This window comes from Desulfonatronum zhilinae (assembly GCF_900182865.1).
Lineage (GTDB): Bacteria > Desulfobacterota > Desulfovibrionia > Desulfovibrionales > Desulfonatronaceae > Desulfonatronum > Desulfonatronum lacustre.
Genome location: NZ_FXUJ01000008.1, coordinates 85,882 through 103,441 on the forward strand (window position 1 = coordinate 85,882; position 17,560 = coordinate 103,441).

General features: G+C 59.9%; 15 protein-coding genes. 9 read left to right on the top strand and 6 right to left on the bottom strand.

Translation table 11 applies throughout. From position 1 onward, the window contains the following. Positions 1-8: 8 nt before the first annotated feature. Positions 9-2,459, top strand: a complete 2,451-nt coding sequence (locus AC559A_RS08445; protein ID WP_498817442.1) for a cache domain-containing protein — start codon at positions 9-11, stop codon at positions 2,457-2,459. Between the two features lie 37 nt (positions 2,460-2,496). On the opposite strand, the gene AC559A_RS08450 is transcribed toward AC559A_RS08445, so the two are convergent. Next, positions 2,497-2,850, bottom strand: coding sequence for a hypothetical protein (locus AC559A_RS08450; RefSeq protein WP_498817444.1), 354 nt, complete (start codon positions 2,848-2,850; stop codon positions 2,497-2,499). Positions 2,851-2,852: 2 nt separating this feature from the next. Between AC559A_RS08450 and AC559A_RS08455 the strand changes: the two genes are divergently transcribed. The 5 genes from AC559A_RS08455 (at position 2,853) to AC559A_RS08475 (ending at position 10,137) form a co-directional block, all read left to right on the top strand. Then, positions 2,853-5,204, top strand: coding sequence for a PAS domain-containing sensor histidine kinase (locus tag AC559A_RS08455; protein WP_498817446.1), 2,352 nt, complete (start codon positions 2,853-2,855; stop codon positions 5,202-5,204). Positions 5,205-5,404: 200 nt separating this feature from the next. Next, on the top strand, positions 5,405-6,811 hold the full coding sequence (locus AC559A_RS08460; protein WP_498817448.1) for a sigma-54-dependent transcriptional regulator: 1,407 nt from the start codon (positions 5,405-5,407) through the stop codon (positions 6,809-6,811). 304 nt (positions 6,812-7,115) lie between these two features. After that, positions 7,116-7,499: a response regulator gene (locus AC559A_RS08465; RefSeq protein WP_028572089.1), complete on the top strand. Its 384-nt coding sequence runs from the start codon at positions 7,116-7,118 to the stop codon at positions 7,497-7,499. 82 nt (positions 7,500-7,581) lie between these two features. Continuing rightward, positions 7,582-8,064, top strand: a complete 483-nt coding sequence (locus AC559A_RS08470; RefSeq protein ID WP_498817450.1) for a chemotaxis protein CheW — start codon at positions 7,582-7,584, stop codon at positions 8,062-8,064. A gap of 36 nt (positions 8,065-8,100) precedes the next feature. Then, entirely contained in the window at positions 8,101-10,137 is a 2,037-nt protein-coding gene (locus AC559A_RS08475) for a methyl-accepting chemotaxis protein (RefSeq protein ID WP_498817452.1), read from the top strand. A 289-nt stretch (positions 10,138-10,426) separates the two neighbouring features. Here the strand turns inward: AC559A_RS08475 and gcvPB are convergent, their stop codons facing one another. From gcvPB to AC559A_RS08500, 5 genes are all read right to left on the bottom strand, one after another. Continuing rightward, entirely contained in the window at positions 10,427-11,878 is a 1,452-nt protein-coding gene (gcvPB, locus tag AC559A_RS08480; RefSeq protein WP_498817454.1) for an aminomethyl-transferring glycine dehydrogenase subunit GcvPB, read from the bottom strand. Next, complete coding sequence (gcvPA, locus tag AC559A_RS08485) at positions 11,875-13,206, bottom strand: aminomethyl-transferring glycine dehydrogenase subunit GcvPA (protein ID WP_498817456.1); 1,332 nt, start codon at positions 13,204-13,206, stop codon at positions 11,875-11,877. Before gcvPA ends, gcvPB begins: the two co-directional genes overlap by 4 nt. An 8-nt stretch (positions 13,207-13,214) precedes the next feature. Further along, positions 13,215-13,595: a glycine cleavage system protein GcvH gene (gene gcvH, locus AC559A_RS08490; protein ID WP_498817458.1), complete on the bottom strand. Its 381-nt coding sequence runs from the start codon at positions 13,593-13,595 to the stop codon at positions 13,215-13,217. An 81-nt stretch (positions 13,596-13,676) separates the two neighbouring features. Further along, positions 13,677-14,594, bottom strand: a complete 918-nt coding sequence (locus AC559A_RS08495; RefSeq protein WP_028572083.1) for a phosphoribosyltransferase family protein — start codon at positions 14,592-14,594, stop codon at positions 13,677-13,679. Continuing rightward, entirely contained in the window at positions 14,591-15,439 is an 849-nt protein-coding gene (locus AC559A_RS08500; RefSeq protein ID WP_498817460.1) for a pseudouridine synthase, read from the bottom strand. Before AC559A_RS08500 ends, AC559A_RS08495 begins: the two co-directional genes overlap by 4 nt. Positions 15,440-15,691: 252 nt before the next feature. Here AC559A_RS08500 and AC559A_RS08505 point away from each other — a divergent pair, with 252 nt between their 5' ends. The 3 genes from AC559A_RS08505 to lptB are packed head-to-tail and all read left to right on the top strand — an operon-like array spanning position 15,692 to position 17,538. Continuing rightward, on the top strand, positions 15,692-16,252 hold the full coding sequence (locus AC559A_RS08505) for an LptA/OstA family protein (protein WP_028572082.1): 561 nt from the start codon (positions 15,692-15,694) through the stop codon (positions 16,250-16,252). Next, positions 16,253-16,816, top strand: a complete 564-nt coding sequence (locus tag AC559A_RS08510) for an LptA/OstA family protein (RefSeq protein WP_498817462.1) — start codon at positions 16,253-16,255, stop codon at positions 16,814-16,816. Continuing rightward, positions 16,813-17,538 carry an LPS export ABC transporter ATP-binding protein gene (gene lptB / locus AC559A_RS08515; protein ID WP_028572080.1) on the top strand — a complete coding sequence of 242 codons (726 nt, stop codon included), beginning with the start codon at positions 16,813-16,815 and terminating at the stop codon, positions 17,536-17,538. The genes AC559A_RS08510 and lptB overlap by 4 nt, the downstream gene beginning before the upstream one ends. Positions 17,539-17,560: the final 22 nt, after the last annotated feature.

A 17,560-nucleotide genomic window follows, 5' to 3' on the forward strand; every position in this document is an offset into this window, starting at 1 on the left:
ATACCTCCATGAAAACATACAGCTACAAAAAGGTTTTCCAGGTCGTGGTCGTCGCCATCCTGCTGCTCTCCGGCACGGTCGTGGGCTACTTCTGGATCAAGCGCGAGCACCAGTATCAGCTCGAGACGATGCAGCGCATCCATGAAGACCATTTCGCCCTGCGCAAGGCCGAGGTCCGGGCCATTGTCCAGCAACTGGTTGAAGAAATAGCCTTTCATCAGGCCGAAGTCGAGGATCGGCTGAAGCGGAATATTCTTGAAAAGGTCCGCGTGGCCATTGACATCGCCACGGCGATCCATGCCCGGGAAAGCGGGTCGCGCGACGAGGCCGAGGTCAGGCAACTGATCATCGACGCCTTGATGCCGCTGCGTTTTTTTAATGGCCGCGGCTACTATTGGATTCACGACACGGACCATATTCTCGTGGCCCACCCTTTTCGTGAAGGGTCCATCGGGGGGGACGACACCGATCTTGTGGACAGCCAAGGGCAATTGCTGATCCAGAGTTTCGTCGCCGCGGCCTTGTCCGATTCGCGAGGCGGGTTTGTCGACTATTACTGGAGCAAACCAGAGATCGACGAGCGTTACCACCGGCAGCTGGGGCGGAAGAAAATTGCCTACCTTCAGTTGTTCGAGCCGTACAACTGGGTGATCGGCGTTGGGGAATACGTGGAGGATGTCGAAGCTCAAACCCAGGAGGCCATGATCAGGCGTATTGCCGCCGTCCGCTACGGAGAGGTCGGATATATATTCAATCACACGCGGGAGGGGGTCTGCCTCAATCATGTCAATAAGGAGAACATCGGCCGGAACCGCTGGGAACTGCTGGACGCGTCCGGCATGAAACTGGTGCAGGAGCTGGATCGCGTCGGCCGACAGCCCGGCGGTGGGTTCCTGGAATATGTGGCCACCATTGATCCGCGCACAGGCGAACCGGCCAAGAAGCTCAGCTTTGTCCGGTCCGTGGACGACTGGGGCTGGGTGTTGGGGACAGGCGTGTACATTGAGGATATCGAAGCGCGGTTGGCCGAAGTGCAGGCGGGCATGAACCAACGTCTGGTCGTCAATGTCCTGATTGCCGGAATCGCTCTTTGTGTTACGGCAATGCTGGTGCTGCTGGTCAGCCATCGCATGGCCGCCTGGTTCTCTCGTGAATTGGATCTAATCGTCTCCCGCAGCGAAAGCGGCGAGGATACGCCGGTGGATCTGAACGCGCTGCGCATAGCCGAGTTGCGCGAGATCGGCGCGAAATCAAACATGGTTCTGGCCCAGAAAGCCAAGATCCAGGCCCAGTTGCTTCAGGCCCAGAAGATGGAATCCGTGGGCATTCTGGCCGGGGGCGTGGCCCACGACTTCAACAATCTGCTCCATGTGATGCGCGGCAATATCGAGTTATTGATCCGGAGCGTATCCAGCGACTCCCAAAGTGCGGCCCGGATGAAATCCGTCACCAAGTCCCTGGACCGGGCAGCCAGGCTTGTCCAACAGCTTCTGCTCTTCAGTCGCAAGGCTGAATCCGGCAAGGAGCCGGTCGATCTGAACCGGGAAGTTCGCGAGGCGGCCCAGATGCTGGAGCGGACCATTCCCAAGATGATCGCCTTGGAACTGCGCCTTAATCCGGCGGTCCGTCCGATATCCGGCGACCCGGTGCTGATGGAACAGATCCTGCTCAACCTGGCCAACAATGCCGTTGACGCCATGCCCGAGGGCGGTCGGTTGATCATCGAAACCAGCAATGTGGAACTGGACTCAAATTTCGTTGTCAGCCATCCCGGCTCGTCCGTGGGATGTCACGTGCTCCTGACGGTCACCGACACGGGATGCGGCATGGACGAGGCAACGCTCAAGCAGGCTTTTGACCCGTTCTTCACCACCAAGGAAGTGGGCCAGGGCACCGGCCTGGGGCTGGCCTCGGTCTACGGCATCGTCAAGAGCCATGGCGGCTACATTCACTGTTACAGCGAACCCGGCCAAGGCACGACGTTCCGGATTTACCTGCCGGCCGCCGATCCCTTCGAGGAAGGGTCGGACGAGCCACATCAACCCGAAGCCAAGCCCAAGCCCAAGGCCGATATGGACGGCGACAACGACGTCAGAACCATCCTGGTGGTGGACGACGAGCCGACAATCCGGGAGCTGACCCAGGAGGCCCTGGAAGACTTCGGCTATGTCGTGCTCCACGCGGCCAACGGGGAAGAAGCCCTGGATATCTACCAGGAGCACGGCCAAACCATCGACCTGGTCCTGCTGGACCTGAACATGCCCGGCATGGGCGGCCACAAATGCCTCCAGGAACTGCTCCGCCTCGACCCGGCTGTTCGGGTGCTTATCTCCAGCGGCTATTCGGCCAACGGTCAGGCTAGGGAAAGCCTAAAATCCGGGGCAGCGGGCTTCATCGGCAAGCCGTATCAGTTGAAGGAACTGGAGGCCGCGGTGCGGGAGGCGTTAAGGAAGGAATGAGAGGTTTTTGAGAGGTTGATCCATCAACAACCCGGAACTACCGGAGTAAGGTGATGATCAGAAAAGTGGCGGAAACGGTCAAACCCAGGGACCAGAACATGAATCGATCCAAGCGACGGCCCATATCTTCGAAGCGTTTGTCCATGGACTCGAAGCGGAGGTTCATCTGTTCCAACAACGTCTTGGTCAACTGTTCGTGGGATCGCTGGGCTTCCTCGACACGCACGATACGTTCGATCAAAGAAATCTGCCCGGCCCGCTTTTCCTGGGTCGCGATAAAATCGGCCAGGATGTCGGAAAGTTCGTTGCGAACCATGGCCTTGAATTCAGGGCTGGCCAGGAAATCACCGGAGGACGGCGGAGGGGGCGAGGGAACGTGGGAGGAGGTCATTTGTGTTTCCATGCATAAAACGTAATCCGCCAAGGGGAGACGGTCAAGGTGGCGGGTGTTTTCCAACCCAAACCGGCACTGCTTTCAACATCAACGATCCGGATTTTTTCGATCACGCCCCCATCGGCATCTTCACCTCCACGCCCGAAGGAAAGTACCTTTCGGTCAATACCGCCTTGGCCAGGATGTTCGGCTATAAATCTCCCCAGGAGTTTCTGGAGGCGGTCCAGGACATCCCCGGTCAGGTCTACGTCGATCCCGCGGACAGGGAGGAATTCAAACGACTTCTGGAAGAACACGGCCAGGTCTGGAATCATCAGACCCGTCGGTTGCACCGGGACGGCTCAATTATTTGGGTGTCCGTGAATGCGCGGGTGGTCCGGGATCGAGACGGAGAGAATGCTTTTTATCAGGGATTCACCACGGATATTACCGAGGCCAAACTGGATCATGAGAAACTGCGGGAAAGCGAAGACAGAAACAAGGCCCTGCTCAACGCCCTGCCGGATTTGATGTTCCTCTTCAGTCGGAGCGGGGTGTTTTTGGACTACCATGGGCCAGGCGGCGCTCTCCTGGTGGAGCCGGCCATGTTTCTGGGCCGCCATGTGCGGGATGTCCTTGGGCCGGATATCGCCGAACAGACCCTGTGGCACATCGGCCAGGTCGCGGAGAAGGGAGCATGCGTTTCCTGCGGCTACGAGGCGATGATCGACGGTGAAACCAGACATTTTGAAAGTCGGATGACGGGCTGTGGCGAGCATTTTTTGGCCATTGTCCGGGACGTCACGGATCTCAGAAGATCCCAGGAGGCTTTGAAGGAACAGACCCGCCTTCTGGGGAAAATCACGGACAACATGCTCGACATGGTGACCCTCACCGATTTGGAGGGCAAAATTTTGTTTCTCAGCAGGTCCGGCAGTCTTTTGGGGCATGACGTCGATTCCCGGCTGGGCAGGAACATCATGGAGTTCGTCCACCCGGAGGACAAGCCGAAGATCATGGCGGCTTTTGAGGATTTTCTGGCCGTCAAGGACGGTGCGCGAAAGGCCGAGCTGAGATGTTCTCGGGCCGACGGAAGCTACCTTTGGCTTGAGACGGTGGGAGGCTTTATTTTTGACGACCAGGGCAATCCCAAAGAACTCCTCTTCAGTTCTCGGGACGTCACCGAGCGAAAGAAGGCCGAGGCGGCGCTCCAGAAAAGCAACGCCGACCTGAAAGCAGCGGAGCGATTGGCCCGCATGGGCAGTTGGAAATACGATCCGGTTCGCGATGTTTTCACGGGGTCGGAAGAAGCGTTCAGCATTATCGGCATGGAAGGAGAGGGAGAACTTCTTTTTGATGACGTCTTGTGGATCATCCATGAAGATGATCGCGAGTTCACGGTCATGACCCGGGACAAGCTCTTGCGGTCTCCCCAGGCATTTGATTTTGAACTGCGGGTCGTTGTCCGAGGCCAACGGAAATGGGTCAGGGTCCTTGGGGACGTGAAGGTCGATAATGGCGACAAGGCCGTGACGATCATTGGCATGCTTCAGGACATAACCGAGAAAAGACAGTTGGAAATCGCCAAGAAGGAACAGGAGGAGCAGCTGGCACAGGCTTCCAAAATGACCGCCCTGGGCACCCTTGTGGCCGGGGTGGCTCACGAGATCAACAACCCCAACAATCTGATCATGCTCAACGCGCCTCTCTTGGAGCGGGCCTGGAGGGACGTGTCGTCCATACTGGAAGAGTATTGGCGGACCAACCCCGACCTCAAACTTGCCGGAATTCCCTTTGGCGAGATGCGCGAGCACGCCCTGGAATTGTATTCCGGGATCAATGAAGGAAGCAGGCGTATTGCCAAGATTATCAATGAACTGAAGGATTTTTGCCGTCAGACGCCTTTGGATATGGCAGCCCAAGTAAATATCAACGAGGTGGTCGAATCGGCTCTGGTTTTGATCGGGAAGGCCGTCTCCAGGTATACGGACAACTTCAGCGTAACGCTTTCGTCGGATTTGCCGCTGATCCAGGGGGACCATCACAAGCTGGAGCAGGTGGTGGTCAACCTGTTGCTGAATGCCTGTCAGGCCTTGACCGACAAGCAACAGTCCATTGTTCTGGAGACGCATCATGCCTCGGAGCGCAGGGCCGTGGCCGTCCGGATCACGGACCAGGGCGAGGGGATTCGTCCCGAAGACATGAACCGCGTCCTTGATCCGTTCTACAGCACGCGACACAAAACCGGAGGGACCGGGCTGGGATTGTCCATCAGTTCCGCGATCATCCAGGATCATGGGGGCGACATTCATTTTGAATCCAGTCCGGGGCAGGGCACGATGGTCACCGTGCTCCTGAGCGTCCCGGAGTAGCGCGGTTTACCAATTCTACTTCGGCAATGCGTTTTTCGCTTGAGAAAATGCAGTTATCGGGGTCGGCGTCGGTATCGGTATCGGTATCGATACTGTTTGTTCGCCAATAATCCTAATTCGACCCCGATGCCGATACCGATACCGATACCGAAAGAGAAGCTTTGAGTTAGAAATGGTGTTACCCACACGCAAGGACGATCATGCCTGATTCCACGCCTCATCTTCCCGTTTACATCCTCGACGACGAGCAGGCTCTGACGCGAAGCTTTTTGTTGACGCTGAAATCATTCGGCTTCGCGGACGTCCGGACGTTTCATGACGGCCGAGAAATCCTGGACCATTTTTCAGAGCAGGAAAGCGGGGTGCTCTTGCTGGATCTTTCCATGCCGGGCATGCCCGGGGAGGAGGTCCTGGGACGGGTTCGGGAATGCAGTCCGCTGGTGCAGGTGGTGGTGGTCACCGGGATCAACGAGGCGGATACGGCGGTGCGGTGCATCCAGGCCGGAGCGTTCGACTATCTGGTCAAGCCCGTGGAGCCGGACAGGTTGGTGACCACGGTGCGCCGGGCCATGAGCCATGCTTCGGTTCTGGAGCAGAATTTCAGGTTGAGACGAAAACTGCTTACGGGCGGCCTGGATCAGCCGGACATTTTCCGGAGGATCATCACCCAGGATCCTCGGATGCGGGCAATCTTCAGCTATGTTGAGGTCGTCGCTCCCTTGTCCGCTCCCGTGCTCGTCACCGGAGAAACCGGGACCGGCAAGGATTTGCTGGCCGCGGCCCTGCACGAAGCCAGCGGGCGCAAGGGCCGGTTCATCGGGCTGAACGCTGCCGGCCTGGACGACAATGTCTTCGCGGACACGCTGTTCGGGCACGTCAAGGGGGCGTTCACCGATGCCCGCGAAGCCCGGAAAGGGTTTGTGGAGCAGGCTGAGGGCGGCTCGTTGTTTCTGGATGAAATCGGCGATCTGACCCCGGCTTCGCAGGTCAAACTGCTCAAGCTCATCCAGGACCGCGTTTACTATCCCCTGGGATCGGACACGCCCAAGACGTGCACGGCCAGAATCATCGCCGCCACCAACCGGGACCTGAAGGCGGCTCAGAAGCACGGCCAGTTCCGAGAGGATTTGCTGTACAGAATCAACACCTATCACATCCATCTTCCGCCCTTGCGGGAGCGGAAGGGCGATATTCCGTTCCTGACCGAGTTCTTCCTGGCCGAGGCCGGTTCCGAACTGAACGCGAACCGGGAACCGCTGTCTCCTCGTGTCGCGGAACTGTTGGCGTCGTATGGTTTCCCAGGCAATATCCGGGAGCTTCGCTCGCTTGTCTTCGCGGCCATGGCCGAAGGCGGCATGGCGATCCTGGGAAAACGGGTCGCCGACCTCACGGGGATCGGTCTGGCCGGCCCGGTCGCGAGGCAACGAAATCCCGACCGCCGCTCCGCGTCATGGCAGTACCCCGACCCCCTCCCCACCCTGGAACAAGCCGGCGACATGCTGGTGGAACAGGCGCTGCGGACAACCAACGGTAATCAGTCCAAGGCAGCGGCAATCCTTGGTATTACCCGGCAAGCATTGAATAAGCGGGTTAAAAAGGCGCGGTAGCCCCAATCCGCTTCTTTCGTCCAGAGGCTTTTGACGTATAGGGAGGCGTTGCCGCCAATTTATTCCCGCGTTTTCACAACCCCTTTCATTCAAGAATGTCAACCCGGGTTGACGCCTTCAACTTTCGTCAACCCTGGCTGCATCACTCGCCTTTCTTGACCTTTCCGGTCCAAACATCCCCTTTGACAATCAGGGTTGACGGCTTTGGCTGTCTCCTTTCGCCCCGGTCTTTCACACATTTCCTTTTATTCCAGATTTGTATGCTGCTGCGAGCCCGTGGCACACCTTGTGCTTACGCAAGGGCATGGACGGAAAGCTTATCCTCATCGTTGACGATGAGCCCAGGGTTCGTTTCACCTTGGCGCTGATTCTCAAGCATCACGGGTTCCAGGTGCTGGAAGCGGATAACGGCTTGGAAGCTCTGCGGATTTTGGCGAAGGCGCCGGAGCAGGTTCAGAGGGTCGACTTGGTCGTAACCGACATCAAGATGCCCGTCATGGACGGTCTGGAACTCATTAAGATCCTCAAGCAGTCCGATGATCCGATCAATATCTTGGTCATGACCGGATACGGCGACAGGGAAACCATGTCGCTGCTTCAGGGAATGGGAGTGTGCGGCGTGCTCCATAAACCGTTTGACGGCGAACAGTTGATCGCCGCGATTCGTCCGGCCCTGGCGGAGAGTTGACTGGCCGGTGACAAGCGGCATTTGCCGTGAACAACCATTTTTTGAATCGGAAATCTGATACTATCGATACGAAGGAGAAACCATGCAACAACACGAATCGGACCAAAAAAAAGACAGCAATCTGCTGCAACTGGTCACGTTCCACATCGGCGAGGAGGAATTCGGTGTGGAGATCCTCAAGGTTCAGGAGATCATCCGGATGATGGGCATCACCCGGGTGCCCAAGGCCCCGGATTTCGTGGAGGGCGTGATCAACCTGCGGGGCAAGGTCATTCCGATCATCGATCTGCGCACGCGTTTCGGGATGGCCGGACAGGAGCACGACAAGCACACCCGGATCATCGTCATTGAGATCAACTCCGTCATTATCGGCTTTGTGGTGGACTCGGTGTCCGAGGTGCTGCGCATTCCAGCCAACACGGTGGAACCGCCACCGCCGATCATTTCCGGGATCGAATCGGAATATATTCGAGGGGTGGGGAAGCTGGCGGATCGGCTGTTGATCCTGCTGGATCTGGACAGTCTGTTGAGCAAAGGCGAACAAAGCATGTTGAAGAGCATTTAGTACATGGAAACTATTATAAAACGAAGGAGATGAAACATGAAAAACATACCTATTGGAATCAAGCTGCTTGGCGGCTTTTTGACCTTGCTGGTCCTGGTCTGCGGCGGGTTGGGGTACATTGCCTACGATCGCGCCTCCCGTGCCGTGGTCGCCCAGGTGGAGGAAAATATTCCGCTGATGGCCGAGGATGGAGCCAAGCTTGTCAGGAGTCAGCTGGATTATCACATTTTGGCTCTGGAAGGCATTGCCAACCGCCATGTGATCCGCTCCATGGACTGGATGCAGCAGCGGCCTGCCCTGGAAAATGAGACCGTCCGATTGAACTATCTGGGAATGGGGGTCATCTCCCCGAACGGCTTGGCCCGCTATCCGGACGGAACCACGGCGGAACTGAGCGACAGAGCGTATTTCCAAGATGCCATGGCAGGCCGGACGGTCTTTTCCAACGTGATTATCAGTCGCGTGACCAATCAACCGGTGTTGATTCTGGCCACGCCCATCAGGGGAGACCGGGGGCAGGTCCAGGCCGTGCTTATGGCCCGCCTGGACGCCACGATGCTCAGCGAGATCACGGACGAGATCGGATACGGGGCGGCGGGGTACTCCTACATCATCGACGACAAGGGGGCCTTGATCGCCCATGGCAACAGGCAGTTCGTGATGGACCAGCGCAACTTCATCGAAGAGGCGCGGACGGATGCCCAGTTCTCCCCGTTGGCGGCCATGTTCCAGCGGATGGTTCGAGGCGAGTCGGGTTTTGATGCGTACCCGTTCATGGGGACGGACCGTTTTTTTGGGTTCGCGCCTATTCCCGGCACCGGTTGGTCCATTGCCGTGGGGGCCATGCAGGACGACGTGCTGGCACCGGTGTATCAGTTGCGTTGGGCCGTGGCCATCGCTTCCCTGGTTTTCTTCGGTGTAGGCATCATTATCGCCCTACTGGTCAGTCGCGCCATCACCGGCCCGGTGAGTCGTCTGATGACGTACGCCGACGTCGTGGCCAAGGGCGACTTGCAGGCTCGGTCCGGCATTGACCAGAAAGACGAAATCGGGCGCTTGAACCTGAGCATTCAGGCCATGGTTCAATCCTTGATCGAAAAAATGAAGGAGGCCGAGCACCAGTCCGAACTGGCCCGGCAAGAGACGGAAAAGGCCCAGGTCGCCACGCGGGAGGCCCAGGAAGCCCGGGCTCAGGCCGAGACGGCCAAGCGCGACGGGATGCTTGAGGCAGCGACCAATATCGAGGGCGTGGTGGAGCGGATGACTTCCGCCTCGGAGGAATTGTCGGCCCAGGTGGAGGAGGCCAGCCGGGGAGCGGAAGAGCAGACAAGCCGCACCGGGGAGACGGCCACGGCCATGGAGGAAATGAACGCCACGGTGCTGGAAGTGGCCAAGAACGCCTCCCAGGCCGCCGAAGCATCGGATCAGGCCCGGACCAAGGCCGTGGACGGCGCCAAGGTGGTCAGCGCCTCGGTGGCGGCCATCAACACGGTGCAGACCAAGGCCCAGGAAATGAAGAACAACCTGGATCATCTTGGAAAACAGGCCGAACAGATCGGCAAGATCATGACCGTGATCGAGGACATCGCGGACCAGACCAACCTCCTGGCCCTGAACGCGGCCATTGAGGCGGCCCGGGCCGGTGACGCGGGTCGTGGATTCGCCGTGGTGGCCGACGAGGTGCGCAAGCTGGCCGAGAAGACCATGAACGCCACCAAGGAAGTGGGCGAGGCCATCTCCGCCATTCAGCAAGGCACTCAGGCCAACATCCGGGGCATGGACCAGTCCGTGACCGCCATCGAGGACGCCACCAGACTGGCCAACCAATCCGGGGACGCGCTGCGGGAAATCCTGGCCCTGGCCGAACAAGCCGCGGATCAGGTCCGCTCCATCGCCACGGCCGCGGAACAACAGTCCGCCACCAGCGAGGAAATCAACCGCGGAGTGGAGGACATCAACCGAATCTCCTCGGAAACCAGCGAGGTCATGAACCAGTCGGCCCAAGCCATCTCCGAACTGGCCAGGCAGGCCGTGGAACTGCAAGAGGTGGTACAGCGGATGAAGCAGGGGTGAAGCTGAATCGCCCGAAGCCACCTGAATGAGGGCGAAAAACGGAGATTCGTATCGGGCCACCGGCCGAGGCGCATGCCTCGGTCGGTGGCCCGTTTTTGTATCTACTCAGCACATTTTGTATCCGCCCTTGCTCCGGCAATCGGAGTCGGGGTCGCTATCGGAATCGGAATCGGAACAGGAAAAATTTTGAACGCTTCCCAGCGTTTTCGATTCCGATACCGATCCCGATTCCGACCCCGGCAACAGAATTCCTCTGTGCTGAGTAGTTACCGAGCGGGAAGACTGGGCCTCAAAGCCCGCAATGGTCCGTCAGTTCCAGATTGCGGGCCGCCTTGACTTCGTCCAGACGGCTGACCGGAGTGAGCTGTGGCGCGGATTGGACCGCGGCGGGGTCCTGGTCGGCCTGTTCCAGGATGGCGATCAGGTCGTCCACGAACTGGTCCAGGGTGTCCAGGGACTCGGTTTCCGTGGGCTCGAACATCAGGGCTTCCTTGACGATCAAGGGAAAATAGACCGTGGGGGCGTGATGGCCTTTGTCCAGAAGGGCCTTGGCAATGTCCAGTGCCCGGACGCCCTTGGTCGCCTGGCGCACGGCCGAGGCCACGAATTCGTGCATGCAGATCCGGTTGAACGGGATTTCCAGATGCTTTTCGAGGCGCTTGCGGAGGTAATTGGCCGCGAGGACCGCGTTTTCCGAAACCCGGATCAGCCCCTCCCTCCCCAGACGCAGAATGTAGGCGTAGGCTTTCAGGTAGACGCCGAAGTTGCCGTAGAACGGGGCCACGTAGCCGATGGACTTGGGGTAGTCGTAGTCCAGGAAGAACTGGCCGTCCTCCAGCTTGACCACTCGGGAAATCGGCAGAAAGTCCACCAGCCGCTCGCATACGCCCACCGGACCGGAGCCCGGACCGCCGCCGCCGTGCGGGGTGCCGAAGGTTTTGTGCAGGTTCAGGTGGACCACGTCGAAACCCGCGTCCCCAACGCGCATCTTGCCCAGAATGGCGTTCAGATTCGCGCCGTCGTAGTAGAGCAGGGCGTCCACGGAGCGGACCAGTTCCACGATCCGGGGCAGATGCTGCTCGAACAGCCCCAGGGTGTTGGGGCAGGTCATCATCACGGCGGCCACGTCCTCGCTGAGCACGGCTTCCAGGGCTTGGGGATCGACGATCCCGTCCCTGGATTCCAGACTGATCACGTCAAAGCCGGCGATGGCCGCGGAGGCCGGGTTGGTGCCGTGGGCCGAGTCCGGCACCACGACTTTGGTCCGCTTGCGGCCTTTGTCCTTGTGGTAGGCGGCGATGATCATCGCTCCGGTCAGCTCGCCGTGGGACCCGGCCATGGGGTGGGCCGTGAAACCAGCCATGCCCGTGATTTCGCACAGCAGCCGTTCGGTCTCGAAAATCACTTCCAGGGCGCCCTGAGCAAAATGGCCCGCCCCCCGGAACTGGGGCACCAGCGGGTGCAGACGGCTGAAGCCCGGCAGGGCCGCGGCCTGTTCCATAAATTTGGGGTTGTACTTCATGGTGCAGGAGCCCAGGGGGTAGAAGTGGCTGTCCACGCCGAAATTGAGCCGGGAAAGCCGCGTGAAATGGCGCACCACATCCAGTTCGCCCACCTGGGGCAGACAAGGTAGTCCGTCTCGGGCCAGTTCCTGGGGGATCAAGCCGGTCAAGTCCTTCTTCAATTCCCGCAGCCCGACGCCGGGACGTCCGGAAACGGATTGTTCGAATATGGTCTTCATAACGCGCCTCCCAGCAACTCCTTGAGGATACCGATGTCTTCGCGGGTGTTTTTTTCCGTGCAGGCGATGAGCAGAACGTTTTCCAGACCCGGATAGTAGCGGCCCAGGGGAAAGCCGGGCAAAAAGCCGCGTCGGGTCAGACGGTCGAGGACGTGGTAGACGGGCTTGGGCAGGACCAGGGCGAACTCGTTGGCAAAAGGGCGCTGGCTGAGCAGTTCGGTGCCGGGGAGCTTGAGCAGGCGTCTGGCCGCGTAGTGGGCCAGTTCGGAGCAGTGCGTGGCGGTGTTGGCCAGCCCCTGGGGGCCCATCAGACAAAGATACGTGATGGCGCGCAGGGCGCAGAGAGCCTGGTTGGAGCAGATGTTGGAAGTGGCTTTCTGGCGGCGGATGTGCTGCTCACGGGCCTGGAGGGTCAGGACGTAGCCGGTTCGGCCGTGGGAGTCGGTGGTTCGCCCGACGATCCGGCCGGGCATCTGGCGGATCAGGGCCTTGGTGCAGGCCATCATGCCCAGATACGGCCCGCCGAAACTCAGGGGCAGGCCCAGGCTCTGTCCCTCGGCCGTGGCAATGTCCGCGCCCATGGCCCCGGGCGTCTTCAGGACGGCCTGCATCAGCGGGTAGACGGAGATGATGTTCAGGGCCCCCAGGGACCGGGCATGAGTGAATAGACCGGTAAAGTCCTCCAGGGACCCGAAGAAGTTCGGGTTTTGGACTATGACCGCCGCGGTATCGGTATCCATCGCCGCGGACAAGGCTTTCTGGTTCGAGCCGCCTTCCCGGTGGGCGACCACGGTCATCTCCAGATGGAGGTTGGACGTGTAGCAATCCAGCATCCTGCGGTAGATGGGGTTGACGCACTCGTCCACCACGATCTTGCGGCGTTTGGTGTGGCGCACGGCCATCATCATGGCCTCGTACAGGGCGGTCCCCCCGTCGTAGACCGAGGCGTTGGCGTACTCCATATCCAGGAGGCGGCAGACCGCGGTCTGGTACTCGAATATGGCCTGGAGCGACCCCTGGGAGGCCTCCGGCTGGTAGGGAGTGTAGGCCGTGGCGAACTCGCCGCGGGAGGTCAGAAAATCCACCGCGGCGGGAATGGCGTGGTCGTAAAAGCCCGCGCCCAGAAACCCAACGAGCCGGGTGTTGTTTTTGTCCGCCAGAGTTTCCAGGTGCCGCATGACCTCGTGCTCGCCGAGACCTTCCGGCAGGTCGAAGCTTTTGGGCCGCAGGGCCTCGGGGATCTCCGCGAACAGGGCGTCCATGTCGGCGACGCCGACGATGTCCAGCATGCGGCGCTGTTCGTCCGGGGTGTGGGGAATGTAGGGCATGGTTTATTCTACTCGTCGCTACACTCGGCGATGGCTTTGTATTCCTCGGGGGACAGCAGGCCCTGGGGAGGCTCGCTGAGCCGCACTCGGATCATCCAGCCCGCGCCGTAAGGGTCCTGGTTGATTTTTTCCGGCGCGCCGTCCAACTCGGCATTGACTTCGACGACGGTCCCGGAAACCGGGCTGTTCAACTCGCTGGCCGCCTTGACCGACTCGATGCTCCCCATTTCCCGGCCCTGAACAACGGTGTCGCCCAGGGAAGGCAGTTCGATGAAGGTGATGTCGCCAAGCTGGCACTGGGCGAAATCCGTGATGCCGATCAGGGCTTCCTGGTCGGTGACGCGGACCCATTCATGGGACGAGGTGTAGAGCAGATCATTGGGAATCATCAAGGGCTCCTTGGAGGCGGGTTCAACGGTTCAACGGTTCACGGTCCAACGGTTCAAGAGTTCGCGGGGCAAAGGTTGGGTTCATAGCGGTTCAAGGACGATTCTGGCAATATCCGGGGCCAGGGAAATGACCTGGAACGGCGGCCTGCTGTGGACGGCCTCGGCCTGTTCCGGGCAGGAATCCGTGATCCAGATCGTCTCAAAACTCTCGTCCTCCAGGCGGTGCCAGCAACAATTGGGGAAGACGCCATGTGTGGCGAAGGCGCTGACTCGGGCCGCTCCTTTTTCCAACAAGAGGTTCTTGCATTCGATCAGGGTCCCGCCGGACATGATCAGGTCGTCCACGATGAGCACGTGCCGATTCACCGGGTCGCCTTCCTTGATCAGGACTCCGCGCCGATCGCCCCGGCGGGCTTTGAGGCAGACGATCTGTGGAAATTCCGGAAACAGGCGACCGAAGCGTTTCCAGGCACCCTCGTCCGGAAAGGCGATGGACAGGTCGGGCTCGTCGCGAACCCGGTCCTTGAGCAGAGGGATCGCCGTTTCCAGCCTGGGGATTACGCTGTCGGAAAAGTAGAATCGTTCCTGCAAGGCGTGGATATCGTAGATCACGATCTGGGCCGGACCGGACATGGTCAGAGGAATGTCCGAGAGCAGGCGGGCCAGGGTGGCCGCCGTGGCGATCTGGCCTTCTTCCTCCACCCGCTCCATAGTTCCGGTGGGAAAATAGGGCAGGATCAGCTTGAAGGAGCGCACCGCGTAGCGAGGCAGCTCAAAGAGCACGGCCAGTTGGGCGAACATCTCCGCGGGGGTTGTCAGGGTGCTCAGGAAAGCCACGTCGCGGTTGCGCAGCCCGGGCGCGTTCTCGATGCGCAGGTTGGGAAAGCCGTCTCGGAAATAGGACCAGTCGATGCGACCCAGGGTGATCCGATCCGGGTGGGCCGTGTGGATGCGCAGGGCCGTTTCGGTCATTTGCGGGCAGAAGAAAAGATGGATCATGAGGGCTCCCGGTGGAGGGCAAGGACAGGGTCAAGAGGGAGGTCAAGGGAAGCGCGCAGGGCCTTGAGTTCCCGGCCGGTCAACGGTCGGATCGCGCCGGGAGGGAGGTCGCCCAGGCGGATTGGCCCTTGGGAGACGCGTCGCAGGCGGACGATGTGCAGCCGCAGGTCGCGGCACATCCGGCGGATCTGGCGATTAACCCCCTGGCGGAGGGTCATCTCCAGGGTTACGGCGTTGTCCGGCGCTCGGGGTGAGCGGTCCTCGATGACCCGTGCCCGGACCGGCGCGAGTTGGTCCCCCTCGGCCAGGCGCATCCCCTTGAGCATGGTCGCCAGTTTTTCCGGGGTGACCCGGCCACGAACGCGGACATGGTAGACCTTGGGGTGTTCCCAGCGGGGATGGGTCATGCGCAGGGCCAGTTCTCCGTCCGTGGTCAGCAGAAGCAGGCCTTCGGAAAGTAGGTCCAGTCTGCCCACGGAAAAAGGGCGACGACCACGGATGTCCGGCGCAAGCAGATCAAGGACGGTTGTGCGGCCCTGGGGGTCATGGGCCGTGGTGACGACGCCCGGAGGCTTGTGCAGGACCAGATAGAGGTGGTCCGACGGCTGGACTGGACCAAGGCGGATCTCGCGTCCGTGGACCCGGACATGGTCCACGGCTGGATCGACGCGGATTCCCGGCGAGGCGGCCACGGTTCCGTTGACCATGACCGCTCCGGCCAGAATCAGATCGTCCGCGGCCCGGCGGGAACAGAGCCCGGCCCGGGCCAGGGCCTTGTTCAGCCGGATGGCCTGTCCGACCTTCGTGGTGTTCGCCGCCGAATCATGCTCCTCCGAACTGTTCATCTGGAGAGAATAGGTCCGTGATCGCCGAAGGGTCAAGGTGTGGAGGAGTTCCTTTTTCCTTCCGATTCCAGTTCTGATTTGACCACATGGTCAGGGGCGTCTATAGGCGTTGGTCGGTATTGCGTCGGAGTTTCAGGCCGTCGATACGCGGCGGTTGTATTTTTGTGAACGATTTCGAAGGAAAATCGGCACTCGATTTTCTCTTGCAAAGATTGTACTCTCCATTTTTTATCGATTCAAAGGGGAGGAGGCGTGCGTCGGAAAGTCATTGCCGGAGCGTTGATCCTGTTCGTGCTTGGTTTATATTTCTTTTCCGGTGATGCACCCGAGGAGCGGCGTACCGTCGGTCCCATCGCCGGCGGAGCGGACACGGACGTGAGCATGAGCGGGGTGGAGATGCGCCTGGGCCAGGAGGGGCGAACCCTGTGGACCCTGCGGGCTCTGTCCGCGTCCTACGACCAAGGCCAACAGATGGTGTTGCTCAACGCCCCGACCATCGTAAAAAGTCTGGATGGTCGGGACATTCCCGTGATCGTCAGCGCCCCCCTGGGGGAGGTGGATCAGGCCACCAGCGATATCCGGCTTTGGTCCGGAGTGCATATGGAATATGGTCCGACGTATCTCAATTCCGACGAGGCCGTTTTCGTTCAGGTGGATGAAACCATTTTTCTGCACGGTGACATCCTCCTGGACCGCCAAGGACTGCAATTGCGCTCGAAGCGGGGCGACGTTGACCTGCACACCTGGGTGGTCAACGCCGAGGGCGGAGTGGAAGTGATCATTGCCAAAGACAGTTTCGGACACGGGTTGTAGATGGAAACTCGGTTTTCATTGACCCGGCTTTTGCGGGTCACGTTTCCGGTCGTTTTTGTGGCGCTGTTCCTGTTTCCGGGTTGGAGTTCTTCGGCGGAAGAGCAGGCCATCCCGACGCGGATCACGTCCGAGCGGCTGCGCTACTCCCATCGCGATCACCAGATCGAGTTCATGGGGGACGTGCGGGTGGACAGGCCGAATTTTCAGCTCCGTTCGGAGCGGCTGGTAGTGCTTTTGCGAACCCTTCCCCGGGAGGCTCGACCCGAGGGCATGGCTCCGGAACAGGACATGGAAGCTCAAGTGGACATTGAACAAATGATCGCTTTTGGCCAGGTCTTTCTGAAGCACGAGGACCGTGTCGGCCACGGCGACATGGCCACCTATTGGGTGGACCAGAGCGTCCTGCGTCTGGAAGGCAACGCCCGGGTGGAAGAAGGCGGGACCCGGTTGGAAGGCAACGTGATCACGCTCAATGTTGAAGAAAGAGAGGTGGATGTGCAGGGACGCACCGATCGTCGAGTGGAAGGAATGTTTCTTTTGCCTCGGGAACAGGGGGCGCGGTGAAGGCCCTTCTCTCCGGCAAGAGTCTGCGCAAAAGCTTCGGCCAGAAAGAGGTGGTCCGGGATATTTCCATCCGGGTCGAGCAGGGGGAGATCGTCGGCCTTTTAGGTCCCAACGGAGCCGGGAAAACCACCACGTTCTACATGCTGGTCGGGGTGATCAAGCCCACCAGCGGGGTGGTGGACCTGGACGGAAAGCGGATCACCACTTGGCCGCTGCATGAGCGGGCCCGGCTGGGGCTGAGCTACCTGCCCCAGGAGAGTTCGGTCTTCAAAAAGCTGACCGTGATGCAGAATTTGCGGATCATCCTGGAGTACACGGACTTCACCCCGGCCATGCAGCGCAGAAAGGCCGAGGCCCTGCTGGAGGAACTGGGCATCTCCAAACTGGCCGACCAGAAGGCCATGTTTCTCTCCGGCGGGGAGCGCCGCCGTCTGGAAATCGCCCGGGCCCTGATCCGGAATCCGAAATTCATGTTGCTGGACGAACCCTTCGCGGGTATCGACCCCCTGGCCGTGGACGACATCCAGGAGATCGTGATGTCCCTCAAGGAGCGGGGGATCGGTGTGTTGATTTCGGATCACAACGTCCGCGAAACGCTGAAGATTTGCGACAGAGCATCCATCGTCTTCGAAGGACGGGCCATTTTTGAAGGGTCTCCGGAAGCCATCGTGGCCGATTCCATCGCTCGGAAAGTTTACCTCGGTGAGGACTTTTGCTTATGATTGATCAACAATCGGGATTGGC

What these genes read in the sequence shown, in the direction of transcription:
- AC559A_RS08445 (WP_498817442.1), top strand. Translation starts at nt 9, where the DNA reads ATGAAAACATACAGCTACAAAAAGGTTTTCCAGGTCGTGGTCGTCGCC.
- AC559A_RS08450 (WP_498817444.1), bottom strand. Translation starts at nt 2,850, where the DNA reads ATGACCTCCTCCCACGTTCCCTCGCCCCCTCCGCCGTCCTCCGGTGAT.
- AC559A_RS08460 (WP_498817448.1), top strand. Translation starts at nt 5,405, where the DNA reads ATGCCTGATTCCACGCCTCATCTTCCCGTTTACATCCTCGACGACGAG.
- AC559A_RS08465 (WP_028572089.1), top strand. Translation starts at nt 7,116, where the DNA reads ATGGACGGAAAGCTTATCCTCATCGTTGACGATGAGCCCAGGGTTCGT.
- AC559A_RS08470 (WP_498817450.1), top strand. Translation starts at nt 7,582, where the DNA reads ATGCAACAACACGAATCGGACCAAAAAAAAGACAGCAATCTGCTGCAA.
- AC559A_RS08475 (WP_498817452.1), top strand. Translation starts at nt 8,101, where the DNA reads ATGAAAAACATACCTATTGGAATCAAGCTGCTTGGCGGCTTTTTGACC.
- gcvPB (WP_498817454.1), bottom strand. Translation starts at nt 11,878, where the DNA reads ATGAAGACCATATTCGAACAATCCGTTTCCGGACGTCCCGGCGTCGGG.
- gcvPA (WP_498817456.1), bottom strand. Translation starts at nt 13,206, where the DNA reads ATGCCCTACATTCCCCACACCCCGGACGAACAGCGCCGCATGCTGGAC.
- gcvH (WP_498817458.1), bottom strand. Translation starts at nt 13,595, where the DNA reads ATGATTCCCAATGATCTGCTCTACACCTCGTCCCATGAATGGGTCCGC.
- AC559A_RS08495 (WP_028572083.1), bottom strand. Translation starts at nt 14,594, where the DNA reads ATGATCCATCTTTTCTTCTGCCCGCAAATGACCGAAACGGCCCTGCGC.
- AC559A_RS08500 (WP_498817460.1), bottom strand. Translation starts at nt 15,439, where the DNA reads ATGAACAGTTCGGAGGAGCATGATTCGGCGGCGAACACCACGAAGGTC.
- AC559A_RS08510 (WP_498817462.1), top strand. Translation starts at nt 16,253, where the DNA reads ATGGAAACTCGGTTTTCATTGACCCGGCTTTTGCGGGTCACGTTTCCG.